The 22,402-nt window shown below is 64.3% G+C and carries 19 protein-coding genes and 1 pseudogene; 10 read left to right on the top strand and 10 right to left on the bottom strand.

Annotation, left to right across the window (positions count from 1 at the left end; all coding sequences use genetic code 11):
• Nucleotides 1–3: 3 nt before the first annotated feature.
• From CBP34_RS02285 to ruvA, 9 genes are all read right to left on the bottom strand, one after another.
• Nucleotides 4–1,242: an ABC transporter permease gene (locus CBP34_RS02285; protein ID WP_094097177.1), complete on the bottom strand. Its 1,239-nt coding sequence runs from the start codon at nt 1,240–1,242 to the stop codon at nt 4–6.
• Between the two features lie 10 nt (nt 1,243–1,252).
• Nucleotides 1,253–1,408, bottom strand: coding sequence for a hypothetical protein (locus CBP34_RS19310; protein WP_157896413.1), 156 nt, complete (start codon nt 1,406–1,408; stop codon nt 1,253–1,255).
• Between the two features lie 6 nt (nt 1,409–1,414).
• Nucleotides 1,415–2,713, bottom strand: coding sequence for an efflux RND transporter periplasmic adaptor subunit (locus tag CBP34_RS02280; protein ID WP_094097176.1), 1,299 nt, complete (start codon nt 2,711–2,713; stop codon nt 1,415–1,417).
• Between the two features lie 32 nt (nt 2,714–2,745).
• Nucleotides 2,746–3,804, bottom strand: coding sequence for a Holliday junction branch migration DNA helicase RuvB (ruvB, locus tag CBP34_RS02275; protein ID WP_094097175.1), 1,059 nt, complete (start codon nt 3,802–3,804; stop codon nt 2,746–2,748).
• A 154-nt stretch (nt 3,805–3,958) separates the two neighbouring features.
• Nucleotides 3,959–4,618, bottom strand: coding sequence for a hypothetical protein (locus CBP34_RS02270; protein WP_208616364.1), 660 nt, complete (start codon nt 4,616–4,618; stop codon nt 3,959–3,961).
• 192 nt (nt 4,619–4,810) lie between these two features.
• Complete coding sequence (locus CBP34_RS02265; RefSeq protein ID WP_094097174.1) at nt 4,811–7,147, bottom strand: two-partner secretion domain-containing protein; 2,337 nt, start codon at nt 7,145–7,147, stop codon at nt 4,811–4,813.
• Nucleotides 7,148–7,221: 74 nt separating this feature from the next.
• Entirely contained in the window at nt 7,222–8,700 is a 1,479-nt protein-coding gene (locus CBP34_RS02260; protein ID WP_236748489.1) for a ShlB/FhaC/HecB family hemolysin secretion/activation protein, read from the bottom strand.
• A gap of 704 nt (nt 8,701–9,404) precedes the next feature.
• Nucleotides 9,405–10,874 carry a trypsin-like serine peptidase gene (locus CBP34_RS02255; RefSeq protein ID WP_094097172.1) on the bottom strand — a complete coding sequence of 490 codons (1,470 nt, stop codon included), beginning with the start codon at nt 10,872–10,874 and terminating at the stop codon, nt 9,405–9,407.
• Between the two features lie 43 nt (nt 10,875–10,917).
• A complete protein-coding gene (gene ruvA / locus CBP34_RS02250; protein WP_094097171.1) occupies nt 10,918–11,490 on the bottom strand; it encodes a Holliday junction branch migration protein RuvA in 573 nt (190 codons plus the stop codon).
• A 47-nt stretch (nt 11,491–11,537) separates the two neighbouring features.
• Here ruvA and CBP34_RS02245 point away from each other — a divergent pair, with 47 nt between their 5' ends.
• Nucleotides 11,538–12,497 (top strand): PhoH family protein, encoded by a 960-nt coding sequence (locus CBP34_RS02245; protein WP_094099023.1) that lies wholly within the window; start codon nt 11,538–11,540, stop codon nt 12,495–12,497.
• A gap of 54 nt (nt 12,498–12,551) precedes the next feature.
• A pseudogene (gene ybeY / locus CBP34_RS02240) lies at nt 12,552–13,009 on the top strand (rRNA maturation RNase YbeY).
• Between the two features lie 49 nt (nt 13,010–13,058).
• On the opposite strand, the gene CBP34_RS02235 reads toward ybeY, so the two are convergent.
• On the bottom strand, nt 13,059–14,393 hold the full coding sequence (locus CBP34_RS02235; RefSeq protein WP_094097170.1) for an MFS transporter: 1,335 nt from the start codon (nt 14,391–14,393) through the stop codon (nt 13,059–13,061).
• 297 nt (nt 14,394–14,690) lie between these two features.
• Between CBP34_RS02235 and cyoA the strand changes: the two genes are divergently transcribed.
• The 8 genes from cyoA (at nt 14,691) to CBP34_RS02195 (ending at nt 22,389) form a co-directional block, all read left to right on the top strand.
• A complete protein-coding gene (cyoA, locus tag CBP34_RS02230) occupies nt 14,691–15,743 on the top strand; it encodes a ubiquinol oxidase subunit II (protein ID WP_094097169.1) in 1,053 nt (350 codons plus the stop codon).
• An 8-nt stretch (nt 15,744–15,751) separates the two neighbouring features.
• A complete protein-coding gene (gene cyoB, locus CBP34_RS02225) occupies nt 15,752–17,755 on the top strand; it encodes a cytochrome o ubiquinol oxidase subunit I (RefSeq protein ID WP_094097168.1) in 2,004 nt (667 codons plus the stop codon).
• A complete protein-coding gene (cyoC, locus tag CBP34_RS02220; protein WP_094097167.1) occupies nt 17,748–18,383 on the top strand; it encodes a cytochrome o ubiquinol oxidase subunit III in 636 nt (211 codons plus the stop codon). Before cyoB ends, cyoC begins: the two co-directional genes overlap by 8 nt.
• Nucleotides 18,384–18,812, top strand: a complete 429-nt coding sequence (cyoD, locus tag CBP34_RS02215) for a cytochrome o ubiquinol oxidase subunit IV (protein WP_094097166.1) — start codon at nt 18,384–18,386, stop codon at nt 18,810–18,812.
• 16 nt (nt 18,813–18,828) lie between these two features.
• Nucleotides 18,829–19,647, top strand: a complete 819-nt coding sequence (locus CBP34_RS02210; RefSeq protein WP_472231557.1) for an SURF1 family protein — start codon at nt 18,829–18,831, stop codon at nt 19,645–19,647.
• Nucleotides 19,637–20,974, top strand: coding sequence for an ATP-binding protein (locus tag CBP34_RS02205; RefSeq protein WP_094097164.1), 1,338 nt, complete (start codon nt 19,637–19,639; stop codon nt 20,972–20,974). Before CBP34_RS02210 ends, CBP34_RS02205 begins: the two co-directional genes overlap by 11 nt.
• Nucleotides 20,964–21,497, top strand: coding sequence for a response regulator transcription factor (locus tag CBP34_RS02200; RefSeq protein WP_094097163.1), 534 nt, complete (start codon nt 20,964–20,966; stop codon nt 21,495–21,497). The genes CBP34_RS02205 and CBP34_RS02200 overlap by 11 nt, the downstream gene beginning before the upstream one ends.
• A gap of 151 nt (nt 21,498–21,648) precedes the next feature.
• Complete coding sequence (locus CBP34_RS02195; protein ID WP_094097162.1) at nt 21,649–22,389, top strand: sulfite exporter TauE/SafE family protein; 741 nt, start codon at nt 21,649–21,651, stop codon at nt 22,387–22,389.
• The last annotated feature ends 13 nt before the right edge of the window (nt 22,390–22,402 follow it).

The following is a 22,402-nucleotide window of genomic DNA, read 5'->3' as shown; positions in this document are numbered from 1 at the left end:
ACCTCACATGCGGATGGCTTGCGCCGGATCGAGCGCCGCTGCACGCCGCGCCGGTGCCACCGCGGCCAGCACGCCGCAGACCGAGGCAATCAGCGCCACCTGCAGCGCGGTGGCAGGCGGCAGGGCGATCGCAAACAGCGGCAGACCGTCGGAGCCGCGCACGAAGTGGGTGAACACCCAGATCAGCGCCACCGCCAGCAGCAGGCCCAGCACCGAGCCCAGCGCCCCCACCACGGCGCCCTGCACCAGAAACACCCGCAGCACCTGCCCCCGCGTGGCACCCATGGCACGCAGGATGCCGATCTCGCGGCCCTTTTGCACGACCGACACCACCAGCACGCTGGCGATGCCTAGCACCACCACGGCCAGCACCACGCCGCGGATGATGGCCGTGCTGATGGACTGCGCATTGAGCGCCGACACCAGCTGGGCATTGCTTTCCTGCCAGCTCTCGATCTTGTAGGGAAACTGCGTTTGCAACGCACGCGCCAGCGTCTGCGCCACCCACACGTCCTTCAAAGTCAGGTCGAGCTGGCTGGCACCACCCGGCAGCGCCAGCAGGCTTTGCGCGGCGCGCAGCGGCACGATCACGGTGCGCCGGTTCAGGTCTTTCACGCCCAGGTCCACCAGCGCGGTGACGCGCACCGAATCACTCACCGTGCCACTCACGCTGCCCGTCTGCACCGTGAGGCGGTCGCCCACGCGCACGCCCAGGTCCTGCGCCAGTTCGCGCCCCACTATCGCCTCGCCCGGCGCCAGCCGCGCGCTGCCGCTGACCACCTTGGAGCGCAGCCCCACCACGCGGTCATAGCGGTCCAGATCGACACCCATCAGGGCAATGGCCTGCGATGCCTCGCCGCGCAGCGCCAGGCCGCTGCCCGACACCATGGGCGAGACCCCGGCCACGGCAGGCAAGCCCTCCAGCAGCGGCACCAGCGCCTGCCAGTTGGCCACCGAGCGCAGCCGCTGCGCGCGCGGCTGGGTTTCGGTGAGCGCGGCAGCACCGGGCACAGGCAATGCCGCCGGTGTGACGAGATCGTCGGGCGCCCGCAGGGTGATGTGCGCCTGGGCGCCCAGTGTCTTAGCCAGCGTGTTCGATTGCAGGCCGCTGATCAGCGCCGAGATGTAGGCAATGACCGCCACGCCCGCCGCCACGCCCACGATGATGAGCAGGGTCTGCATGCGCCCCTCGCGCAGAAAGCGCAGCGCCACACGCAACTCGAAACCGGGCCAGATCAGCATGGCAGCACGCTCAGAAGGTGTGGATGAATCCGGCGTGCTCGAGCAGGCCGGGAAAACGCGGCCGATCGAGGCGCAAAGCACAGCCATAGCTCGGGCTATGGCGCGCATTTGCAACGACGAGCGGGTGTGTTTTGGCGGGATGAGCGGGCATGGTGGGTTCGTTCACACCTTCTCAACGGCCCATGGCGTTGGTCAGCGCAGAGCCGGCGTCGCCACCCGGCCCTTTGCCCGGGGTGGCAGCACCGGGGGCCACCGCGCCGGCAGTCCACGCCACGGTGCGGGTCCGCACGCGGTCGCCGGCCTGAACTACGCCGCCGCGCAGCACGGTGTCGCCTTCTTTCAGGCCATCCAGCACCTCGACCGCATCGAGCGTGCGCAGGCCCAGTCGCACACTGCGCGCCTGGGCGCGACCGTCTTGCAGCACCAGCACGGTGCCCGTATCACCGACCACGGTGCCGCGCAGGGCGGCCTGGGGCAGCACCAGGGCGCGCTCGCGCCGGGCGGTCTCCACCTCGACCGACAGGGTCATGTCCTCGCGCAGATAGGCCGGCGCCTGCTGTTCCAGTGCAAATTTCACCTCGATGGCGCCGCGCTGGGCATCCACCGAGGGCGCGATGGAGAGCACGCGCGCCGCAAAGCGCTGGCCGGCAAAAGCATCGGCCACCACCGATGCCATCTGGCCCGGCTGCAGCTGGTCCAGAAAGCGTTCGTCCACCTGGGCCACCAGCTGGGTGGGCCCGGCCAGCGCCAGGCTGAGCAGGGCCTTGCCGGGCTGCACGATCTGCCCCGGCTCGACCGCGCGCACCAGCACGCGGGCATCGGCCGGCGCGAGCAGATCGGTCTGCGCCAGGCGGGCCTGGGCCGCCACGGTGGCCGCCTGGGACAGCGCCAGCTGCGCTTGCGCCTGAACTACGTCGGTGCCGGCATCGGCATTGGCCTGCATTTGGGCTTGCGCGCTGAGCTGCTGCGCCCGCGCCACATCCACCACCCGGCGGGCCTCGTCGAGCTGCGCGGGGCTGTAAAAACCTTCGGCCACCAGTTGCTGCACCCGCGTCAGGCTGGCGCTGGCAGCCTGCAACGTGGCGTCGGCCTGGGCGCGCGCAGCCTGCGCGGCTGTGCGGCCGCTGCTGCGCAGGCCGGTCAGGCGCGCCTGCGCCTGGCGCTCGGAGGCAACGGCCTGCGCCAAGGTAGCGCGCAACTCCTCCGATTCGAGCTGAACCAGCACATCGCCCTGGCGCACCTGCGCACCCTCCCGCACGCGCACCTGAGCCACCCGCCCGGTGATGGTGCTGCCCACGTCCACACGCGACAGCGTAGCCACGCGCGCCGAAAACTGCAGGGTGCGCACCAGCGGCGCCGACTGCACCACCAGCGCATCGACTTGCGGGCCGCGCAGCGCCATTACCCCGACGGCGGCGGCCACCACCAGCACGGTAGCGCCCAACGCCAGCGCGAGCCAGCGTTTATTCACTGCAAACTCTCAGTGCCATGGGTGCCACTCCATCATTCAGAAAACAGTCCACCGGCCGCTTGCGGGGGCGTGACCCCCAGGTGGCGATAGGCGGCCAGCGTGGCAATGCGCCCGCGCGGCGTGCGCTGCAGATAGCCCTGCTGGATCAGGTAGGGCTCGATCACGTCCTCGATGGTGCCGGACTCTTCGCCAATGCTGGCGGCGATGTTATCGAGGCCCACGGGCCCGCCGTCGAAGCGATGGATCAGGGCCTCCAGCAGCTTGCGGTCCATCACGTCAAAGCCCTGCGGGTCCACGTCGAGCATGGCCAGCGCCTTGTCGGCGATTGCCTTGGTGATACGGCCATCGCCCTTGACCTCGGCATAGTCGCGCACGCGGCGCAGCAGCCGGTTGGCAATGCGCGGCGTGCCGCGCGAGCGCCGCGCCAGCTCGAAGCCGCCCGCCTCGTCCATGGGCGTGCCCAGCAGGCCGGCGCTGCGCGTGACGATCCGCGCCAGCTCTTCGGGCGTATAGAACTCCAGCCGCGCCACGATGCCAAAGCGGTCGCGCAGCGGGTTGGTCAGCATGCCCGCGCGCGTGGTGGCCCCTACCAGGGTGAAGGGCTGCAGATCCAGCTTGATGGAGCGCGCCGCCGGCCCCTCGCCGATCATGATGTCGATCTGGTAGTCCTCCAGCGCGGGGTAGAGAATTTCTTCGACGACCGGGCTCAGGCGGTGGATCTCGTCGATGAAGAGAACGTCGTTCTTTTCCAGGTTGGTCAGCAGGGCGGCCAGGTCCTTGGGTTTTTCGAGCACCGGGCCGCTGGTCTGGCGCAGGTTCACGCCCAGTTCGGCCGCGATGATATGTGACAAGGTAGTCTTGCCCAGGCCAGGCGGGCCAAACAGCAGCACATGGTCCAGCGCCTCGCCACGCTTCTTGGCGGCGCCGATGAAAATTTCGAGCTGCTCGCGCGCCTTGGCCTGGCCCACGTATTCCTGCAGCAGCTTGGGACGCAGGGCGCGCTCGATGGCTTCTTCCTGCGGCGATGCAGGCGCGGCCGAGATGACGCGCTTGGCAGGCGCGGGGGCGAAGTCGTCGGTCTGAATGGTCACTTTGGCAGTTTTCTGGCTAACGTTCCACTATAGGCCACTCCGGGAACCCCAAGATGGTGCCATCCATGGCGCCCGCTGAACGTTGTGGGCGCCGTAACGCCCGCTGAACTACGTTGTACAGGACGGCCGTGCGGGCATGCCGTCAAGCGCATCCTCACTTGGCGGTCTGGGTGCCCTCAAGCAGCGGCGGGGCCTGGCGCACGACCGGCTGACCGGCCGCTTCTTCAAGATCGTATGACCCAAAGACTTCTCGGGCCGAGCGGGTTTCGGGCAGCACATAAACAATGCCGTCAGTACCGGTAAAGACGGGACTCACCACGTTGACATAAAACGGGACGGGAATATTGATGCAGCCATAGGAAATCCGGCGCTCTGAGGGCGACGAGCTGGCCAGCCTCTGAGCGCGGCGCTCCTTGGCACTGCCAGTGACGACACGGTGCAGGGAGATGGCGGTTTCGTAGTCCACCCAGAGAATTTCATCGCCCTTCAGGTTCTTGTCCAGGTTGGCTACAAAACGGCCTGCCGGGGTGGTGCGTTCCTCGGGGCGAATGGCTGACAGCTTCTTGGTGCCGATGCCAGGCACGGAGTGATCGCCTATGGCCAGTCCGAGCAACGCGGGAGAATCCCCGCGCAGCTGGCCCGCGGCATCGAACACGAAGACCTTGGCGTCCCGCTTGTCGATGATGACGAAGGGTTTGCCCCCGTTGTCGCCTGAATCAACCACCCAATGGGCCACATGCCGGGCATCTGGAGAGGCGTTGGCCTGTTCGAAGTTGGCCCGCCTTGTGCCTTGTCCCGCCACGGCAGGTTGCACTGACGCAGCCGTTGGGAGGGCTGCACCGCCAACGGCCAATGCGTCCTCTGCCAGCCCTGGGCCTGGAGCGTGCGCAGCATCATGCGATGCATGCGCCTGGGTGCAGATCAGCCCCATGGCCATAAAACCCTTGAAAAGAAGCGTTCGGATCGCGAGTGCCAATGTTTGCTCAGGGCTTCTCATCACAGCCTTTTAATTGCGCTCCGGCTTGGGTTTGCGTACGGGGGCCACGTATTTCTCGGGCGCGTTTTCGACGGGTGCCGCCACGGGCACCACAGGTACCACAACGGGAGGTGCCGGTGGCGCTTCCGCGACCAGAACGGACGCCGGCAAAGGCGCTGGCGGGACCACCGTCAAAACGTATCCAGCGGGTGTGGCGGCGGGCGGTGTGGGCGGCGCCCAAACAGGAGGCAGTGGCGAGTTTTCCACCGGCGGGATAACCGGAGGCACAACCGCCGGTGGCACCACGACGGGCGGAATCACCGGAGGCACAACCGCCGGTGGCACCACGACGGGCGGGCTCACCACCACCGCAGTGATATCAGCGGTTGTCTTGGAAACAGCAGGGCCGCAACAAGGAACTGCCAATGCGTATCCACTGGCGCTTGCACCGCCGAGACTGTAGCCTGTCAAGGTGACGGTCTTGTCCGTTCCCACGCTGGCGTTATCAAAGTTAGCCGTGCTGCCCGGGCCTGCAACCAGTGTCACACCGACAGGACCTCCTTGCAGTGAAGAAACCGTTGCCGTGGTGGTTCCGTCGACCACTTTGTCTTCGCCCTGCGCAAACACCAGCATGTGCTGGGTAGGCGCTGCGCCGATGATGTTGACCGAATAATCCGTCGGCGTGGTGTACGCGACCGGGTTGTATTCGATAGTCGTGGGCGCGTTCGTCACAGTGGCTGCTGGCGCCAGCGGCTCAAAAACCACCGTGCCGCCCCCAACGCCCGGCGCGCCAGCACCATACCCTGCACTCAGCACCAGGCCCAACGGCAGGCCCAGACTTTGAGCGGGAACGATGGTGGTGGTGTGGGTCAGTGTGATCTTGCCCAGAATATTGATATCGTTTGCGGCGCACATGGTGACGTTGCCGTTGGTCGTCGTCAAAGCGCCGTCCAGGTTGATGTCATTCCCGGCAGCGAGCAAAACACTTCCGTTGGTCGTGGTGATATCGGCGCCCAATTTCACATTCACATCGCGCCCACAGCACACCGCCAGGTTTCCATTGGTGGCAGTGATTGGCTTGTTGATGTTGACGTTTCCATCAGCCAACAACGACAGCGTCGTCGGGGTAGAACTCGCTGTCCATGCGATGGCATCATTGATGTGAATGTCTCCGCCGCCTGAAGTTGCCGTGCTGATGGTGACGCTGTTGGTTACCAGCTGGGCTGAAAGGGTTGTGCCAGAAATATTGTCCGTGGACAAGCTTCCAACAGTGAAGTCCTGGGGACTGATCAGCCAGGTGCCAGTAGTCCCCATCGGAGCAGCTGTAGTGAGACTCACCCCGTTCGCTATGTTCACGCGGGCTGCAGACGTTTCGACAAACCCGCCGTTGCCGCCTGCTGGCGCAGAAGCGTCCAAAGTGCCCGCCACGTTCAGCGCGCCACTTTGCATGCCGCCGAGCAGCTTGATCGTGCCGTTTTCGCCCGTGACCAGCGTCTGCGCCTGGACCACGCCGGTGTTGTTGACTGCATTGGCCAGCAGGCTTCCCGCCGCTTGCGTGGTCATCAGCACCTGGCCACCGTCGGCCTGGATCATGCCGCCGTTGTCCACCAGCGCATTGACTACGCCCTGATCCACCGTGATGTTGAGCAACTTGTCGCCCGCCATGTCCAGCGTGACGGCATTGCCGGCCGCGAGCGCGACCATGCCCAGACGGGCAGCAATGACGCCCTGGTTGCTGACGTTGGCGCCCAGCAGGGCAACATAGCCACCGTCGGCGGCGCTGATAGCGCCCTGGTTCACCACCGCGCCAGTGCCGGCGCCCGAGAACCTGTATTTGGCCGCCATGAAATTGGCATCCGAGATGGCCAGGGTGGATGCCACCAGCCCGCCTACGTTGACCGATGCACCCGCCCCAAACAGGATGCCGTTGGGGTTGACGAGGAACACCTTGCCGTTGGATGACAGGCTGCCCAGAATGGTCGATGGATCAGCGCCAACCACCCGATTCAGAGCCACCGAGCTGCTGCCCGGCTGCAGGAACTGAACCGACTCGCCGGCCCTGATGCCAAAGCTTTGCCAGTTGATTGCCACGTTGGGCGTGGTCTGGGTAATCGTCATGGCGCCCGCTGTGCCGCCAATGGTGGCGCTGCCGGCCGAGACCACACCGCCAGTGGGCTGGGCATAGGCACCACTTGCACCGCAGGCCATCATCAGGGAAATGGCCAGTAGCTTCAGGCTAAAGCGTTCTCCAGCGCCCGCCGCTGCCGTGCAGGACGAGATTTTCTTGCCGGCGCTGCGGGTGGTTTCAGAAACGGCCACAAAGGTGCCGGTCTGGTCGTTCCAGATGGAGCGGTGAATGAGGTTCATGGAATCTTTCGCGTGTTCTTCAAAATGCGGGGACAGGCCGGCGTCAGTGCAGGCAAAGCCTGCGCTGGACGGGCTCAGAAATACTTGACGGCCTGAATCCAGAACCGGCCCGACTTATCGGGCGCGGAGGTGGCCGCGTCGTTGCCCAGCTTGCGCGCGTAAAACGCCCTCACCAGAAAATTGTTGGTTTCCGACCAGTTCAGGCCGACACCCGCGCCGCTCAGGGTTCTGCGGTTGTCGCCGGTGCTCCACGGGTTCTTGTTGATGGTCACGCTGCCGGCATCGACAAAGCCGATCAGCTGTAACTGTCCGGGAAACTGGTAAGGCGTGGGAAGCCGCATACGGGCTTCCAGCGTCAGTAGAACCCCCTCATCCGCATAGGCCTCGCCGGTGGGATAAGCACGCACGCCGTACATGCCGCCGAGTTCCATCTTCTCCGAAGCATCGAGGTTCTTCGAAGCCAGCTGGCCATTGATGCCGGCGTACAGCGAGACCGTGTCGGTCACGTTTTGCAGGCGCATGGCGCTGAAGGCCAGTTTGTTGAAGTGGCCGTTGCTCTGCGCGCTCGCCGCGTCCAGCGCCCTGATGACCGGGGTCTCGATGTCGATGTTGCCAGTGGACCAGGTGAGCGAATAGGCCATCACACCGCCGCCGCCCAGGTCGTCGCGGTGGTCACCGCGCAGGCTCGCCATCAGCACCTGGGCTTTTTTGTCTTCCACGGTCGCATCGGTGTTCAGCGGCCTCTTGTCCTCAAACGTCTTGGCGTCAAACGCAAGACCGGCGTACAGATTGCTATTGCGCGAACGGATCAATGGGTAGCTGCCGTACACGCTCGCGATCCTGGCCGTCCCGGTGGCCTGCGCATATTTGAATTCCCGTCCCAGCTCGTAGTCCAGCCAGCTGTAAGCCACGCCGGCCGTAGCCTTGCCAAACTGCATCTGGTACGAGGCCCGGGCATAGTTCAGGCCCGAGCCCGAGGTCAGCAAGCGCAGCGACGCAACGTCGCCATGACCGGCCGAATTGTTCAGGTTCACCGTGGCGCCAAGTCGGTACTCGCCGGTATAGCGGCTACCGGCATTGTCTGCATCCATGCTGCCCGTGACGCGCTGACCTGGAACCACATCAACGATCAGATCGGACGCACCGACGGATGCGCCCGGCGCCAGGGTGGAGCTGACTTTCACGCCAGGAATGTCCGACAGCAGCAACAGGCGGCTTTCCAGCGGCGCGATGGCGACGGTGTCGCCGCTGTTGATCCCCTCCAGCTGGCTTTGAATGAACCCATCAGACAGACCGCTCTGGTTACGCACGGCCACCTTGCCGTACTGGCCCTCAATCACGGCAATCGTGACCGTGCCGTCCTTGATTTCCTGGGCAGGCAGGTAAGCCTGCGCCACAAAATAGCCTGCATTGCGATACCGCTCGGTGATTTTCAGTGCCATGGCGCGCAGTTCGCCCAGTGACAGCTCGCTGCCGGGCTGGAAGCCGGTCAGCGCCAGCAACTCTGCTTCGGGATAAACGCGCGCCCCAGTCACCTGAAGGTGATTGACCATGATTTTTGCGGCATCGGAGGCCTCAGTCGCTGGCGCACTGCTGGGCTCGATGCGAACTGCGGGTGCCGTTTTTTGCGGAATGGGGGTCGGTGGAATCTGCTGAATCTGGCTGCCGGCGCTGGGAAGCTGCTGGGCAAACACGGTTTGACCGAGTGCCAGAAGGGCAAACGGGAGGATTTTATTTTTGAACACTGGCAGCCCTTGGCATGATTAATTTCGAATTCGGACCGAGCCCTGTGCAGGGCAAGGTGATGGGGTGCAAGTGCCAAACAAATCTGGTGCCGTCCTTGATTTATTTAATCTCTCTACCGTTATTTCAATTTAATCAGTAACTTTAATAACTAGATGTAGTCCAAACACCTGAATACTGCAGCGCGCAAAAAGCAGCAAGCCCCGCACGGTGATCGCGGCCGGGCCCGAATTGGGTTTTCTTGCAGGTGTTTTGACGGAACGGCAGTGGTTTGCTGACCGCAGGTGCGAGGCGGCAGCCCTCTTGCCGAGGTTTGTCTACAGACTGTCCGGGCGCGTGGTCAGGGGTGCAGAACGCTGTTAACCAGAAAGTGGCGCTGGCCGCCAATGTGGGACCGGCCTCTGCGGGCGATGCCGCGACAGCCGGGACCACGCGCTTAGTGGGCGCGGAAGCGAAGTCGTCAGACTGAAGATTTATGCCATGGAGCACCACTGAGGAAGTGGTGCGCTCTGGCTCATGGCGCCGGTTTCAGCCAGTTTTTGAGGGCCGCCTGGAATGCCAGGTCATAACGGCCGTAGTAGTCGTAGCCGGTGGGGTTCTGGCAAGTGGCGCCACCACCCAGCAGTTGCCCTGCCACATAGCGTTTGCTGCCGATTGGCAGGAACAGACTCGTGCCGCTGCTGCCGCCCTCGGTGGTACCTGCACTCCAGCCCACGGCCAGAAAGCGCCCGTCCTGCGAGGTGCTGACCTGGCAGGTTTCAAAAGTGCAGTTGTTGAACTGTTTCACCGCACCCTCACTGAGCTTCTGCAAGTCGCCCTGGGGGTGGTGGATGCTGAGTGCTCCGGCCCCCTCGGCCACGGCGCCAAAATACGAGCCGGCAAACACAATACCAGCTGGCGGCGCGGCGTTCAGGCGCATGAAGGACGTGTCGGTAGCAGCCTGCGCGTACAGCAAGGTCGCACCACCATGAAGGCGCCGCGCGCCCGCGTTGACCTCGCTGGTGTCGCAAGCGGCAGAGCGGTAGAACCAGTCGGTCGTCACAGAAGACGCCGCCGTCTGCGTGGAGACGCAGTGGTTGGCGGTCAGAAAATACGGAGTGGTGCTCGATTGCGCATCGTTGAGCAGCGTCCCCGTGCAAACAAAGGTGCTGCCGTTTTCCACAAAAATCATGCGAGCCACAGAGCGGCTTTCACTGCTGTACTCAGGCCGACACGACACGTCGATATTGCAAGTGGCAGCCTCGCCCACCTTGGTCAGACTGGACTGCGCCGCGCGGTCTGGCTCCACATAAAAGTGCGACAGCGTGGGCACGCCGATGTCGAGCTGGGCCAGGTCGGCATTGGCCGGCAACTCCAGCTCCAGCGTGGTCTCGGCGCCGCCGAAATCGGGGCTCCAGTAGGTGATTGCCGCGTCGCCGGTGTCGCCCGCCTGCAGATTGCGCGCAATGGTGCCGAGCACCTCTTCGCCCGACACCTCGAACACCGCCTCACCGGCCTGCGCATAAAAGCGCAGCGTGCTGCCCGCCGGCAGCGACCGCACCCGCAGCCCCAGGCGCACACCCAGGGCACCTTGCGCCTCAAAGCTGATGGCGGCACGCTGCGTGCCGCGCTCCGTGGCGGACCACTGCAACTGGCTACGCAGTCCCGACGAAGTGGCCGTGGCGGCCACGGCGCGGGCCAGGCCAATTTGCTGGCGCACACCGTTGCTCTGGTTAGACGCTGCCTTTTTCTGCAGTGGTTGCAGCGCTGTGGCCGCCAGCGGCCCCAGCCGAACGGGTTTGGCCTGCGGTGCACGCCCTGCGGTAGGCAACGGGGATGCCGCTGCCTTTGGCGCGCTGCGCATGCTCGGGTCAAACGGCTCGATCCGGTCGGCGGCCGATGTGTCGGGCGCGGGCGATCCGCCACCGCCACCACCGCCGCAGGCGACCACGAACAGCGCCGCACCGGCGACGCACACCCACTGCTTGGATTGTCGAAACTTCATGGCAACCTCGTCCTGGATTCGTTTGGTTAGATTGGGGGGGAGGCTATTTCGCCAGCGCCTTGAGCGCCAGCTTGATGCCGTCACTCACGCCCACATCCGGCGGCAGGGCCTTGAGCGCCGCTGCCGCTTCCTTGTCGTTGTAACCCAGTGCCAGCAGCGCCTGCAGAATATCCACCTGGGCATCACTGGTTACCTGCGCGTGCGCGCCCATGTCGGCGCCCAGCTTGCCCTTGAGCTCAAGCAGCAGGCGCTCGGCAGTCTTCTTGCCGATGCCCGGCACCTTGACCAGTCGGCCCGCCTCTTGCAGCGTGATGGCCTGCGCCAGATCGCCTACGCCCATGCCCGAGAGAATGGACAGCGCCGTGCGCGGCCCCACGCCCGAAATTTTGATGAGTTCGCGAAACGCCTGGCGCTCGGGCGCTGTGCCAAAGCCATACAGCAACTGCGCATCCTCGCGCACGATGAACTGCGTGAGCAGGCTCACGCGCTCGCCCACGGCGGGCAGGTTGTAGAAGGTGCTCATGGGCACATTCACGTCGTAACCCACGCCGTGGCAGTCCAGCAGCACCTCGGGCGGGTTCTTCTCCAGCAGGGTGCCGGTCAATTTGCCTATCATTGATGTCCTTTGCCGCGCCCTGCGGCGATCCAACGGGAATTATCCGCGTGATCCTGCGCCACACCTTCACTCCCCACAACAATACCCGCCTCACGCACCTGTGCGGCCCGGCCGACGTGCACCTGCGCACCATCGAGGTGGCCCTGCAGGTAAGCATTGCGCACCGGCATGAGCAGTTCAAGGTGGACGGCCCCAAGGCCAAGGCCACGCAGGCCATGGAGTTGCTGCAGGCCCTGTACGAAATGGCCGAACGCCCCATCACCGAGGACTACCTGCAGCTCATGCTGGCGGGCGACAGCTCGCTGGTGGAGGCGCCCGAGGGCGCCATCGTGCTCAACACCCGCCGGGCCGACCTGCGCGGGCGCACGCCCACGCAAAACCTGTACCTCGAAAACATTGCCACGCACGACATCACCTTCGGCATCGGCCCTGCCGGCACGGGCAAGACCTATCTGGCCGTGGCCTGCGCCGTGGATGCGCTCGAGCGCAGCGCCGTGCAGCGCATCGTGCTGACGCGCCCCGCCGTCGAGGCGGGTGAGCGTCTGGGCTTTCTGCCGGGCGACCTGGCGCAGAAGGTGGACCCGTATTTGCGGCCGCTGTACGACGCCCTCTATGAGCTGATGGGCTACGACAAGGTGCAAAAGGCGTTCGAGCGCAACGCCATCGAAATCGCCCCGCTGGCCTTCATGCGCGGGCGCACGCTGAATAACGCCTTTGTGATCCTCGACGAAGCGCAGAACACCACGCCCGAGCAGATGAAGATGTTCCTCACCCGCATCGGCTTTGGCGCCAAGGCGGTGGTGACGGGCGACGTGAGCCAGATTGATCTGCCCAAGGGCGCCATGAGCGGCCTGATCGACGCCGAGCGCGTCTTGAAGCGCGTGAAGGGCATCGCCGTGACGCGCTTCACCAGCGCCGACGTGGTGCGCCATCCGCTGGTGGCGCGCATTGTGGACGCCTATGACGCGCCACGCCGCGCGCCGGCCCTGCGTGGTCGGGCCGCATGAATGCTCCTTATTTAATAGCTATTAGCGCTTGATACATAAGCGCCAAAGGCATAAATGACCTTGAATCAACTCTCCCTGTCGCTGCAGTTCGGCCGTTTTGACGGCGCCGCCGCCCACCGCGCCGTGCTGCCGCGCCACAAGGTCACGCGCTGGATTCGCCACGCGCTGGCCACCGATGCAGAGATCACCGTGCGCATCGTCGATGCCGAAGAAGGCCAGCAACTGAACCGCGACTACCGCAAGAAAGACTACGCCACCAACGTGCTCACCTTCGATTACACGCAGGAGCCCGTGGTGACCGCCGACCTGGTGCTCTGCGCCCCGTGGTCGAGCGCGAGGCGCACGAGCAGAACAAGAGCCTGGAAGAACACTACGCCCACCTGCTGGTGCACGGCACGCTGCACGCCCAGGGCTGGGACCACGAAACCAGCACCGCCGATGCCGACGAGATGGAGGCCTACGAAACCGCCATCCTGCAGGAGCTGGGGTTTGCCGACCCCTACGCCAGATAAGCGCAACCAAGGCGGGGCGCGCCGCTGGGGCGCATCCCCATCGGCACAGTCACTCCTTGCGCTCGATCAGCCGGTTGATACGCAGGGCCGCCAGGGTGCACACCACCCCCGACAGCAAATACAGCGATACGGCCCCCACGCCAAACCGGGCCGAAAGCCCCAAAGCCACCAAAGGGGCAAAGCCAGCCCCGAGCAGCCACGCCAGGTCGGCCGACAACGCAGCCCCGGTGTAACGGTATCGGGCCGAGAAATTGGCCGTGACCGTACCCGATGCCTGACCATACGACAGCCCCAGCAGCACAAACCCGACGAGCAGGAACACGTTGTTGCCCACCTGGCCGGCGCCCAGCAGCCAGGGCGCGGTGAAGCTGAACAGCCCGATCAAGACCGCCATGGCACCGAGCAGATTGCGTCGCCCCACCCGGTCGGCCAGCCACCCGGACAGCACCATGGCGGCAGCTGCCAGCAAAGCACCCACAATCTGAACACTGAGCACTTCGGTGATGGATTGTTCCGAATACATGGCAATCCACGACAACGGAAACACCGTGGCCAGATGGAACAACGCAAAGCTGGCCAGCGCGGCAAAGGCGCCCAGCAGCACATTGCCGCCTTCATGGCGCATCACCTGGGTTGCGCTCACCGGCTGCAGCTCAAGCTGCTGCAACCGCTCGGCATACGACTGGCCCACCACCAGGCGCAAACGGGCAAACAGGGCCACCACATTGATGGCAAAGGCGACAAAGAAGGGATAGCGCCATCCCCAGTCGAGGAATTCAGCCACACTGAGGCTGCTGTACAGGTAGGCAAACAGGCTGGCCGCCAGAATGAAACCCACTGGGGCGCCCAGCTGCCCGATCATGGCAAACCAGCCGCGCCGCTCCTGGGGAGCGCTCATGGCCAGCAGCGAGGGCAAACCATCCCAGGTGCCCCCCAACGCCAGCCCCTGCCCGATGCGCAGGATGACGAGCGCAGCAATGGCCTTGCCTCCCGCCGACGCGTAGCCGGGCAAGAACGCCATGCCCGCAGTGCACGCCCCCAGCAGGAACAGCGCCAGCGTCAGCTTGGTGCCCCGCCCCCAGCGCCGCTGCACCGCCATGGAAATCGCCGTGCCCACCGGCCGCGCCACAAACGCCAGTGAAAAGATGGCAAAGGCCATCAAGGTGCCGTCCAGCCGCGACAGATACGGGAAAAGCAGCGAGGGAAAAACCAGCACGCTCGCAATGCCGAACACAAAGAAATCAAAGTATTCGGACGACCGCCCAATGATCACCCCCACCGCGATCTCGCCGGGCGTCACATCCTCATCGGTATGGGCCCGCGCCAGCGACACCGAACTCTCAAAATTGGGCACAGGCAGTGCGGCAGAAATTTGGCTGACCATATTGACACTCCTCAAGCAACGGATGCGAACAGCTCTGTTCTACACCGGAAAGCCCCCTTGTCGCAGCGCTTTTGCGGACTTGGCCCATAGGAAAACCCTGATGACCAGCACCCCAAAATGGGCAAATTGCCGTGCGCAGAAGACGCAGGAAAACCACCGAGACAAGCACAAAACCGGCGGGGCATCATTGATCTTGGACAAAATGTCCAATGGACAATTTCGCTGGCAGTACTACATTGCGAATCCTCAGTCACTCGCGTTTACCCCTAAGCACTTCGTGGTCGCGCCACCCCCAGCATGCTCAAAAACAAGAAACTTCGCAGGCCCGCCTGGCTTGCAGCCGTCGCCATGACGACCTTACTCGCCGGCTGCAGCAAGGCGGTCGTTCTGAACCCGGCCGGCGATATCGCAGCCCAACAAGGTCAGATGGTCATCACCGCCACGCTGCTGATGCTCGTCATCATCGTGCCGGTGATCGCGCTCACCCTCTTTTTTGCCTGGAAGTACCGCCAGGGCAACACCGAGGCCGAATACGACCCCGAGTGGCACCACTCCACCACACTGGAGCTGGTGATCTGGACCGTGCCGCTGCTCATCATCATCGCCCTGGGGGCGCTGACCTGGATCGGCACCCACAAGCTCGACCCCTATCGTCCGCTGGACCGCATCGACGCCCAGCGTCCTCTGGCCGCCAACGTGACGCCGCTGGAGGTGCAGGTGGTGGCGATGGACTGGAAGTGGCTTTTCTTCTATCCCGAGCAAGGCATTGCCATGGTGAACGAGCTGGCTGCCCCGGTGGACCGCCCCATCCTGTTCAAGCTGACAGCCACGTCCACCATGAACGCGTTTTACGTGCCGGACCTCGCCGGAATGATTTACGCCATGCCGGGCATGCAGACAGAGCTGAACGCGGTGATCAACAAGCCCGGCGTATTCAAGGGCATGTCGTCGCACTACAGCGGCGCGGGCTTCTCGGGCATGACCTTCAAGTTCCACGGTCTGAGCAACGATGACTTTGCACAGTGGGTGCAAAAAGCAAAGACGGAAGGCAAGCCCCTGGACAAGGGCGCCTACCTGAACCTGGCCAAGCCCAGCGAGCGCGATCCCGTCCAGCGCTTTGCCAGCGTGGAAGAAGGCCTGTACGACAAGGTGCTCAACCGCTGCGTGGAAGACGGAAAGATGTGCATGCACCACATGATGGCCATCGACGCCCATGGCGGTGATGCCTATGTGCGCGCCGCAGGCCTGAACCTGCCGCAGGACTGGTGCACCGCGCAGAACGCCGCCCAGGTGGTGGCCGCCATCGACAACCGCAACGCACCGACATCCGGTGCCAGCCTCCGCCAATGAGTCTCCCTATGTTCTCCGAAACCGTTTCTCCCTCCCACTGGGCTCTGGGCCGACTGAGCTGGGACGCCGTACCGATGGCGCATGAGCCCATCGTGCTGTGGACCTTCATCGCCGTCGTACTGGGCGGTATCGCCGTCATGGCGGGCATCACCAAGTTCCGCCTGTGGGGCCCGCTGTGGCGCGACTGGATCTGCAGCATCGACCATAAAAAGATCGGGATCATGTACATGATCCTGGGCCTGGTGATGCTGCTGCGCGGCTTTGCCGATGCCGTGATGATGCGCCTGCAACAGGCCATGGCTTTTGACGACAACCTCGGCTACCTGCCGCCGCACCATTACGACCAGATCTTCACCGCGCACGGCGTGATCATGATCTTCTTCGTAGCCATGCCGCTGGTCACGGGGCTGATGAACTACCTGGTGCCGCTGCAGATTGGCGCGCGCGACGTGTCCTTCCCGTTCCTGAACAACTTCAGTTTCTGGATGACCACTGCCGGCGCCGTGCTGGTGATGGTGTCGCTGTTCCTGGGCGAGTTTTCCACCTCGGGCTGGCTGGCGCTCTCGAACCTGGGCGCGCAGAGCCCGAGCACCGGGCTGGATTACTACATCTGGGCGCTGCAGATTGCCGGGGTGGGCACCACGCTGTCGGGCATCAACCTGATCGTGACCATCATCAAGATGCGCGCGCCCGGCATGAGCCTGATGAAGATGCCCGTCTTCACCTGGACGGCCCTGTGCACCAACGCGCTGATCGTTGCGTCCTTCCCCGTGCTGACGGCCGCGCTGGTGCTGATGTCGCTGGACCGCTACGTGGGCACGAACTTCTTCACCAACGAACTGGGCGGCAACCCCATGCTCTACGTGAACCTGATCTGGATCTGGGGCCACCCCGAGGTCTATATCCTGATCTTGCCCTGCTTTGGCATCTTCTCCGAGGTGGTGGCCACGTTCTGCAAAAAGCGCCTGTTTGGCTACACCTCGATGGTGTATGCCACGGTGGTGATCACCATCCTGTCGTATCTGGTGTGGCTGCACCACTTCTTCACCATGGGCTCGGGCGCGAGCGTGAACACCTTCTTTGGCATCACGACGATGATCATCTCGATCCCGACGGGCGCGAAGATCTTCAACTGGCTGTTCACCATGTACAAGGGCCGCATCCGCTTCGAGCTGCCCATGATGTGGACGGTGGCCTTCATGATCACCTTTGCCATCGGCGGGATGACCGGCGTGCTGCTGGCCGTGCCTCCGGCCGACTTCGTGCTGCACAACAGCCTGTTCCTGATCGCCCACTTCCACAACGTGATCATTGGCGGCGTGCTGTTTGGCCTGTTTGCCGGCATCAACTACTGGTACCCCAAGGCTTTTGGCTACAAGCTTGACCGCACCTGGGGCCTGCGCTCGTTCTGGCTGTGGGTGGTGGGCTTCTGGGTGGCGTTTGGCCCGCTGTATGTGCTGGGCCTGATGGGAGTGACACGCCGCGCCAACCACTTTGAAGACCAGTCGCTGCAAATCTGGTTCCAGATCGCGGCGTTCGGCGCCTTCCTGATTGCTCTGGGCATCGCCTGCTTCCTGATCCAGATCGTGGTGAGCTACCTCAAGCGCGAGCAGCTGCGCGACTGGACCGGCGACCCCTGGGATGCGCGCACGCTGGAATGGGCCACCTCCTCGCCCCCGCCCGACTACAACTTTGCCTTCACTCCCGTGGTGCATGAAATTGACGCATGGTGGGACATGAAGAAGCACGGCTACCAGCGGCCGCACACTGGTTTTGCCCCCATCCACATGCCTGCCAACACGGGCTCGGGAGCAGTGATATCGGCCCTGTCGCTGGTCTTCGGCTTTGCACTGATCTGGCACATGTGGCTGCTGGCAGGCGTGTCGTTTGCCGCGCTGCTGCTGGCCGCCATCGTCCACACGTTCAACTACCAGCGTGACTTCTACATCCCGGCATCCGAAGTGATCTCCACCGAAGAAGCCCGCACACTCCAACTGGCCCGCCATGTCTGATATCCGCCTCCCCGCTGGCGCCGCCGCAGGCGCCCTGGCCCAGCGCGAGTACCACCTCGCACATGAGCCCCATCCCGAAAACGGCACGGCCCTGGGTTTCTGGCTGTACCTGATGAGCGACTGCCTCATCTTTGCCGCCCTGTTTGCCACCTACGGAGTGCTGGGCCGCAGCTATGCGGCCGGTCCCACGGGCGCGCAGCTGTTTGACCTGCCGCTGGTGGCACTCAACACGGCCTTCCTGCTGCTGTCATCCATCACTTTCGGCTTTGCCATGCTGGAAAAGCAGAAGCAAAACGTCAAGACCACACTCGCCTGGCTGGCAGTCACCGGGGTGCTTGGCCTTTGCTTCCTGGGTCTGGAGCTGTATGAGTTCTCGCACCTCATCCACCAGGGCGCAGGCCCGCAGCGCAGCGCCTTCCTGTCGGCGTTCTTCACGCTGGTGGGCACCCACGGTCTGCACGTCACCTTTGGCCTGATCTGGCTGGTGGTGCTGATGGTCCAGATTGGCAAGCATGGCCTGATCCCTGCGAATACTCGCCGCCTGATGTGCCTGTCGATGTTCTGGCACTTTCTGGACGTGGTCTGGATCGGTGTCTTCACTTTTGTGTACCTGATGGGGGTGCTGTAAATGAGCGCACAACACACACACAATGCCCATGGGCATGACGACCATCACGGTCACCATGATGATGGCCCGCACAGCACCTTCTCGGGCTATATGGCCGGTTTTGTGCTGTCCATCATCCTCACCGCCATTCCGTTCTGGCTGGTCATGGCCAAGGTGATTGCCGACCGCAACACCGCCGTGCTGGTACTCGGTGGCTTTGCGGTGATCCAGATCCTGGTGCACATGGTGTTTTTCCTGCACATGAACGGCAAGGTCGAAGGCGGCTGGACCCTGCTGTCCACCATCTTCACCGTGGTGTTTGTGGCCATTGCCATCGCCGGCACGCTGTGGGTCATGTTTCACATGAACACCAACATGATGCCCGAGCACCCGCAGGCGACCGCCGCGGCGCAGCACGGGCCGGGTGCTGCGCACAACACCGCCCCCTGACCGGCACCTCCCCACTGTGTCCACACCGCAGGCGGGCCGCAAGGGCCCGCATTCCAACGCAACCCTGGCGATGCTCACTTTGGTGGGCATCGCGCTTTTCATGGGATTCATCGCACTGGGTGTGTGGCAGGTGCAGCGCCGCGCCTGGAAACTCGACCTCATCGAGCGCGTCACGCAGCGCATCCAGGCAGCGCCCGGCGCATTGCCTCCTCAGGCACAGTGGCCCCAGGTGGATGCTGCCACGCATGGATACCAAGCCGTGCGCCTGCAGGGGCAATGGTTGGCAGAAAAAACCGTGCTGACACAGGCCACCACCGCACTCGGGTCGGGCTATTGGGTGCTCACCCCTTTGCAACTGACCGATGGCACGCAGGTGCTGGTCAACCGGGGATTCATTCCACCGGAGCAGCGCGCACAGTGGCAGGGACGCCAGGCCATTGCAGCGGCGGAACCCGTCACGGTCGAAGGCTTGCTGCGCATGAGCGAGCCTGGCGGTGGATTCTTGCGCCGCAATGACCCGGCGGCGCAACGCTGGCATTCGCGCGACGTAGCAGCCATTGCCCGGAGCCGCCAACTCACGCAGGCTGCACCATTCTTTGTGGATGCAGGCATACCTGCGCTGCAAGGCGCCAGCACGACAGAACTTTCCTCGTCACCGCAGGGTCCGTGGCCGCGCCAGGGCATGACGGTGGTGCGCTTTGCCAACACCCACCTGGTCTATGCGCTCACATGGTTTGGAATGGCACTCCTGGTTGTGGTGGCGGCGGGGGTTATGGCACGCTACGAGGTCCGGCTGCGTACGTCCCGCAGCAAAGACCCCGCCCATGAACAGTAGCGCAAGCCCTTCCATCCCGCCCTCGAGCAAGGCCCGCTTTGCGAATGCATCCGCCGGCCTCAAGAACCTGCACCAGCTAATCCAGCTGCGCTGGATCGCCGTAGTGGGCCAACTGCTCACCATCGAAGCCACCCACTACAGCCTGGGCATGCCCCTGCCGCTGCAGGAGATGCTCACCATCGTGGGCTGCATGGCGCTCTTCAACCTGGCCAGCCTGGTGCGCTGGCGCAGCGGACGCAGCGTTCACGATGTCGAGATATTTCTCGCCCTGCTGGTGGATGTGGCCGCACTGACTGCGCAGCTGTACCTGAGCGGGGGCATCAGCAACCCCTTCGTGTTTTTGTACCTGCTGCAGATTGCCGTGAGCGCCATGCTGTTGCGGGCAGGCTACATGTGGTTCATCGTGCTGGTCGCATCGTCGTGCGTGGTACTGCTGGCACAGCACAGCCAGCCGCTGCCCCTGGCCACCAACCTGCACGAGGGTTGGGCCAGTCCCTATGTGCTGGGTCTGCTGGTGTGCTTCATGATCAACGCCATTTTGGTGGTCATCTTCATCACGCGCATCAGCCACGATCTGCGCCGGCGCGATGCACGGCTGGCTGCGGCGCGCCAGAGGGCAGCCGAGGAAGAACACATCGTCCGCATGGGCCTGCTGGCCTCGGGGGCCGCGCACGAGCTGGGCACCCCGCTGGCCACCATGGCCGTCATCCTGGGCGACTGGCGGCGCATCCCGGCCCTGGCAACAGACCCGGTGCTGCAGGAAGAAATCGCCGAAATGCAAACCCAGGTGCAGCGCTGCAAGGCCATCGTGAGCGGCATCCTGCTGACTGCGGGCGAAACGCGCGGCGAAGACTCCAGCCAGACCACGGTCTGCCAGTTTCTGGACACCCTGGTCAGTGACTGGCGCGCCACGCGCTCGATCGACACGTTTGTCTATGACAACCGCATCCAGAACGACAGCCCCATGGTCGCCGATACCACGCTCCAGCAAATGGTTTTCAATGTGCTGGACAATGCCCGGGACGCGTCACCCGACTGGGTGGCCCTGCTCTCGCAGCGCGATGACGATGCGTTGCGCATCGTGGTAACGGACCGGGGGCCGGGGTTTTCGCCAGAGGTGCTGGCGCAAATCGGCACACCCTACCAGTCCACCAAGGGGCGCCCTGGCGGCGGGCTGGGCCTGTTCCTGTCGATGAACGTGGCACGCACCCTGGGCGGCAGCCTGGTGGCGCGCAACCGCCCCGAGGGTGGCGCAGAAGTCACCATCACGATGGCACTGGCCAACATCGCACTGCAGGACAGCACACAAGGCACCCATGGACACTGAACGCTTGCTGCTCATCGTGGAGGATGACGAAGCCTTTGCCCGCACCCTGGCACGCTCGTTCGAGCGGCGTGGCTACCGGGTGCTGCACGCCGACAGCGTGGCGCGCATGGATGATCTGCTGACCGAACACACCCCCGACTATGCGGTGGTGGACCTCAAGCTCAAGGGCGAGGCATCGGGCCTGGCCTGCGTGCGCAAGCTCCATGTGCACCACGCTCCCATGCACATCGTGGTGCTGACCGGCTTCGCCAGTATTGCCACCGCGGTGGAGGCCATCAAGCTGGGCGCGGCGCATTACCTGGCCAAGCCGTCCAACACCGATGACATCGAAGCCGCCTTCGGCCTGCAGGAAGGCAATGCCGATGTCGAACTGAGCAACCGCTCCAGTTCCATCAAGACCCTGGAATGGGAGCGCATTCACCAGGTGCTGGCAGAAACCGACTTCAACATCTCCGAAGCCGCGCGCCGACTGGGCATGCACCGCCGCACACTCAGCCGCAAACTGGGCAAGCAACGCGTCTGACTCTGACTCTTGCCCCTGCGGGGCCGCGCCGCGATTGCGCCACTTTTGCGCACAGCAGATTCACAAAACCGCGAAGGGCGGGAACGGCGCCAGCCCCTACCATCCTCCCTTCGGTGCAAGCCGCAAAACGCCCCAAGCCATCAGGAGAGACATGTTCGAAATTGCCCTGCTGCTCACCGCCGCCTTCGTTGCCGGCGCCCTCAATGCCGTCGCCGGTGGCGGCAGCTTTCTGACACTGCCCGCCCTCGTCTTCACCGGCGTGCCGCCCGTGGTGGCCAATGCCACCGGCACCGTGGCACTGCTGCCCGGCTACATGGCGGGCGCCTGGGGCTTTCGCGAAGACACCGCCCCGCCGCCCGGGCTGTCGATGCGCCTCTTGGTGGTGCTGTCGCTCATCGGCGGTGCGGCGGGTGCGGCGCTGCTGCTGGTCACGCCCGACGCCACCTTCCGCCGCGTGGTGCCCTGGCTGCTGCTGGCGGCCACGGCGCTGTTTGCGTTCGGGCCGCAACTGCGCCGGCTGCTGGCCGGTGGCAAGCCGTCGACCGCCAAGGCCACCGCGGGCGTGCTGGCCGTGGCGGCATATGGCGGCTACTTCAACGGCGGGCTGGGCATTTTGCTGTTGGCCCTGTTCGGCCTTTTGGGCCAGACGAACCTGAACGCCATGAATGGCCTGAAAAACTGGGTGTCAGCCCTGCTCACCGCGATTGCCGTGGCCATCTATGCCGCTGGCGGCCTGGTGCTGTGGCGCGAGGCATTGCTGATGATGGTGGCCGCCACGCTGGGCGGCTACGGCGGCGCGCGCGTGGCGCGGCGCATTCCGGCGCCCTGGCTGCGCTGGGGCATCGTGGCCACAGGGCTGGTGATGGCGGGACTGTTTTTCTGGCGGCAGTAGGCCCGGGCAATTG

Source organism: Acidovorax carolinensis (assembly GCF_002157145.1).
GTDB classification, from domain to species: Bacteria; Pseudomonadota; Gammaproteobacteria; order Burkholderiales; family Burkholderiaceae_C; genus Acidovorax; species Acidovorax carolinensis.
Note: the sequence above shows the minus strand (reverse complement) of the source record. Positions and strands in the feature narration are given on the sequence as shown.

What these genes read in the sequence shown, in the direction of transcription:
- CBP34_RS02285 (WP_094097177.1), bottom strand. Translation starts at nt 1,242, where the DNA reads ATGCTGATCTGGCCCGGTTTCGAGTTGCGTGTGGCGCTGCGCTTTCTG.
- CBP34_RS02265 (WP_094097174.1), bottom strand. Translation starts at nt 7,147, where the DNA reads ATGAACCTCATTCACCGCTCCATCTGGAACGACCAGACCGGCACCTTT.
- CBP34_RS02260 (WP_236748489.1), bottom strand. Translation starts at nt 8,700, where the DNA reads ATGGTCAATCACCTTCAGGTGACTGGGGCGCGCGTTTATCCCGAAGCA.
- CBP34_RS02255 (WP_094097172.1), bottom strand. Translation starts at nt 10,874, where the DNA reads ATGAAGTTTCGACAATCCAAGCAGTGGGTGTGCGTCGCCGGTGCGGCG.
- ruvA (WP_094097171.1), bottom strand. Translation starts at nt 11,490, where the DNA reads ATGATAGGCAAATTGACCGGCACCCTGCTGGAGAAGAACCCGCCCGAG.
- CBP34_RS02235 (WP_094097170.1), bottom strand. Translation starts at nt 14,393, where the DNA reads ATGGTCAGCCAAATTTCTGCCGCACTGCCTGTGCCCAATTTTGAGAGT.
- cyoA (WP_094097169.1), top strand. Translation starts at nt 14,691, where the DNA reads ATGCTCAAAAACAAGAAACTTCGCAGGCCCGCCTGGCTTGCAGCCGTC.
- cyoB (WP_094097168.1), top strand. Translation starts at nt 15,752, where the DNA reads ATGTTCTCCGAAACCGTTTCTCCCTCCCACTGGGCTCTGGGCCGACTG.
- cyoC (WP_094097167.1), top strand. Translation starts at nt 17,748, where the DNA reads ATGTCTGATATCCGCCTCCCCGCTGGCGCCGCCGCAGGCGCCCTGGCC.
- cyoD (WP_094097166.1), top strand. Translation starts at nt 18,384, where the DNA reads ATGAGCGCACAACACACACACAATGCCCATGGGCATGACGACCATCAC.
- CBP34_RS02205 (WP_094097164.1), top strand. Translation starts at nt 19,637, where the DNA reads ATGAACAGTAGCGCAAGCCCTTCCATCCCGCCCTCGAGCAAGGCCCGC.
- CBP34_RS02200 (WP_094097163.1), top strand. Translation starts at nt 20,964, where the DNA reads ATGGACACTGAACGCTTGCTGCTCATCGTGGAGGATGACGAAGCCTTT.
- CBP34_RS02195 (WP_094097162.1), top strand. Translation starts at nt 21,649, where the DNA reads ATGTTCGAAATTGCCCTGCTGCTCACCGCCGCCTTCGTTGCCGGCGCC.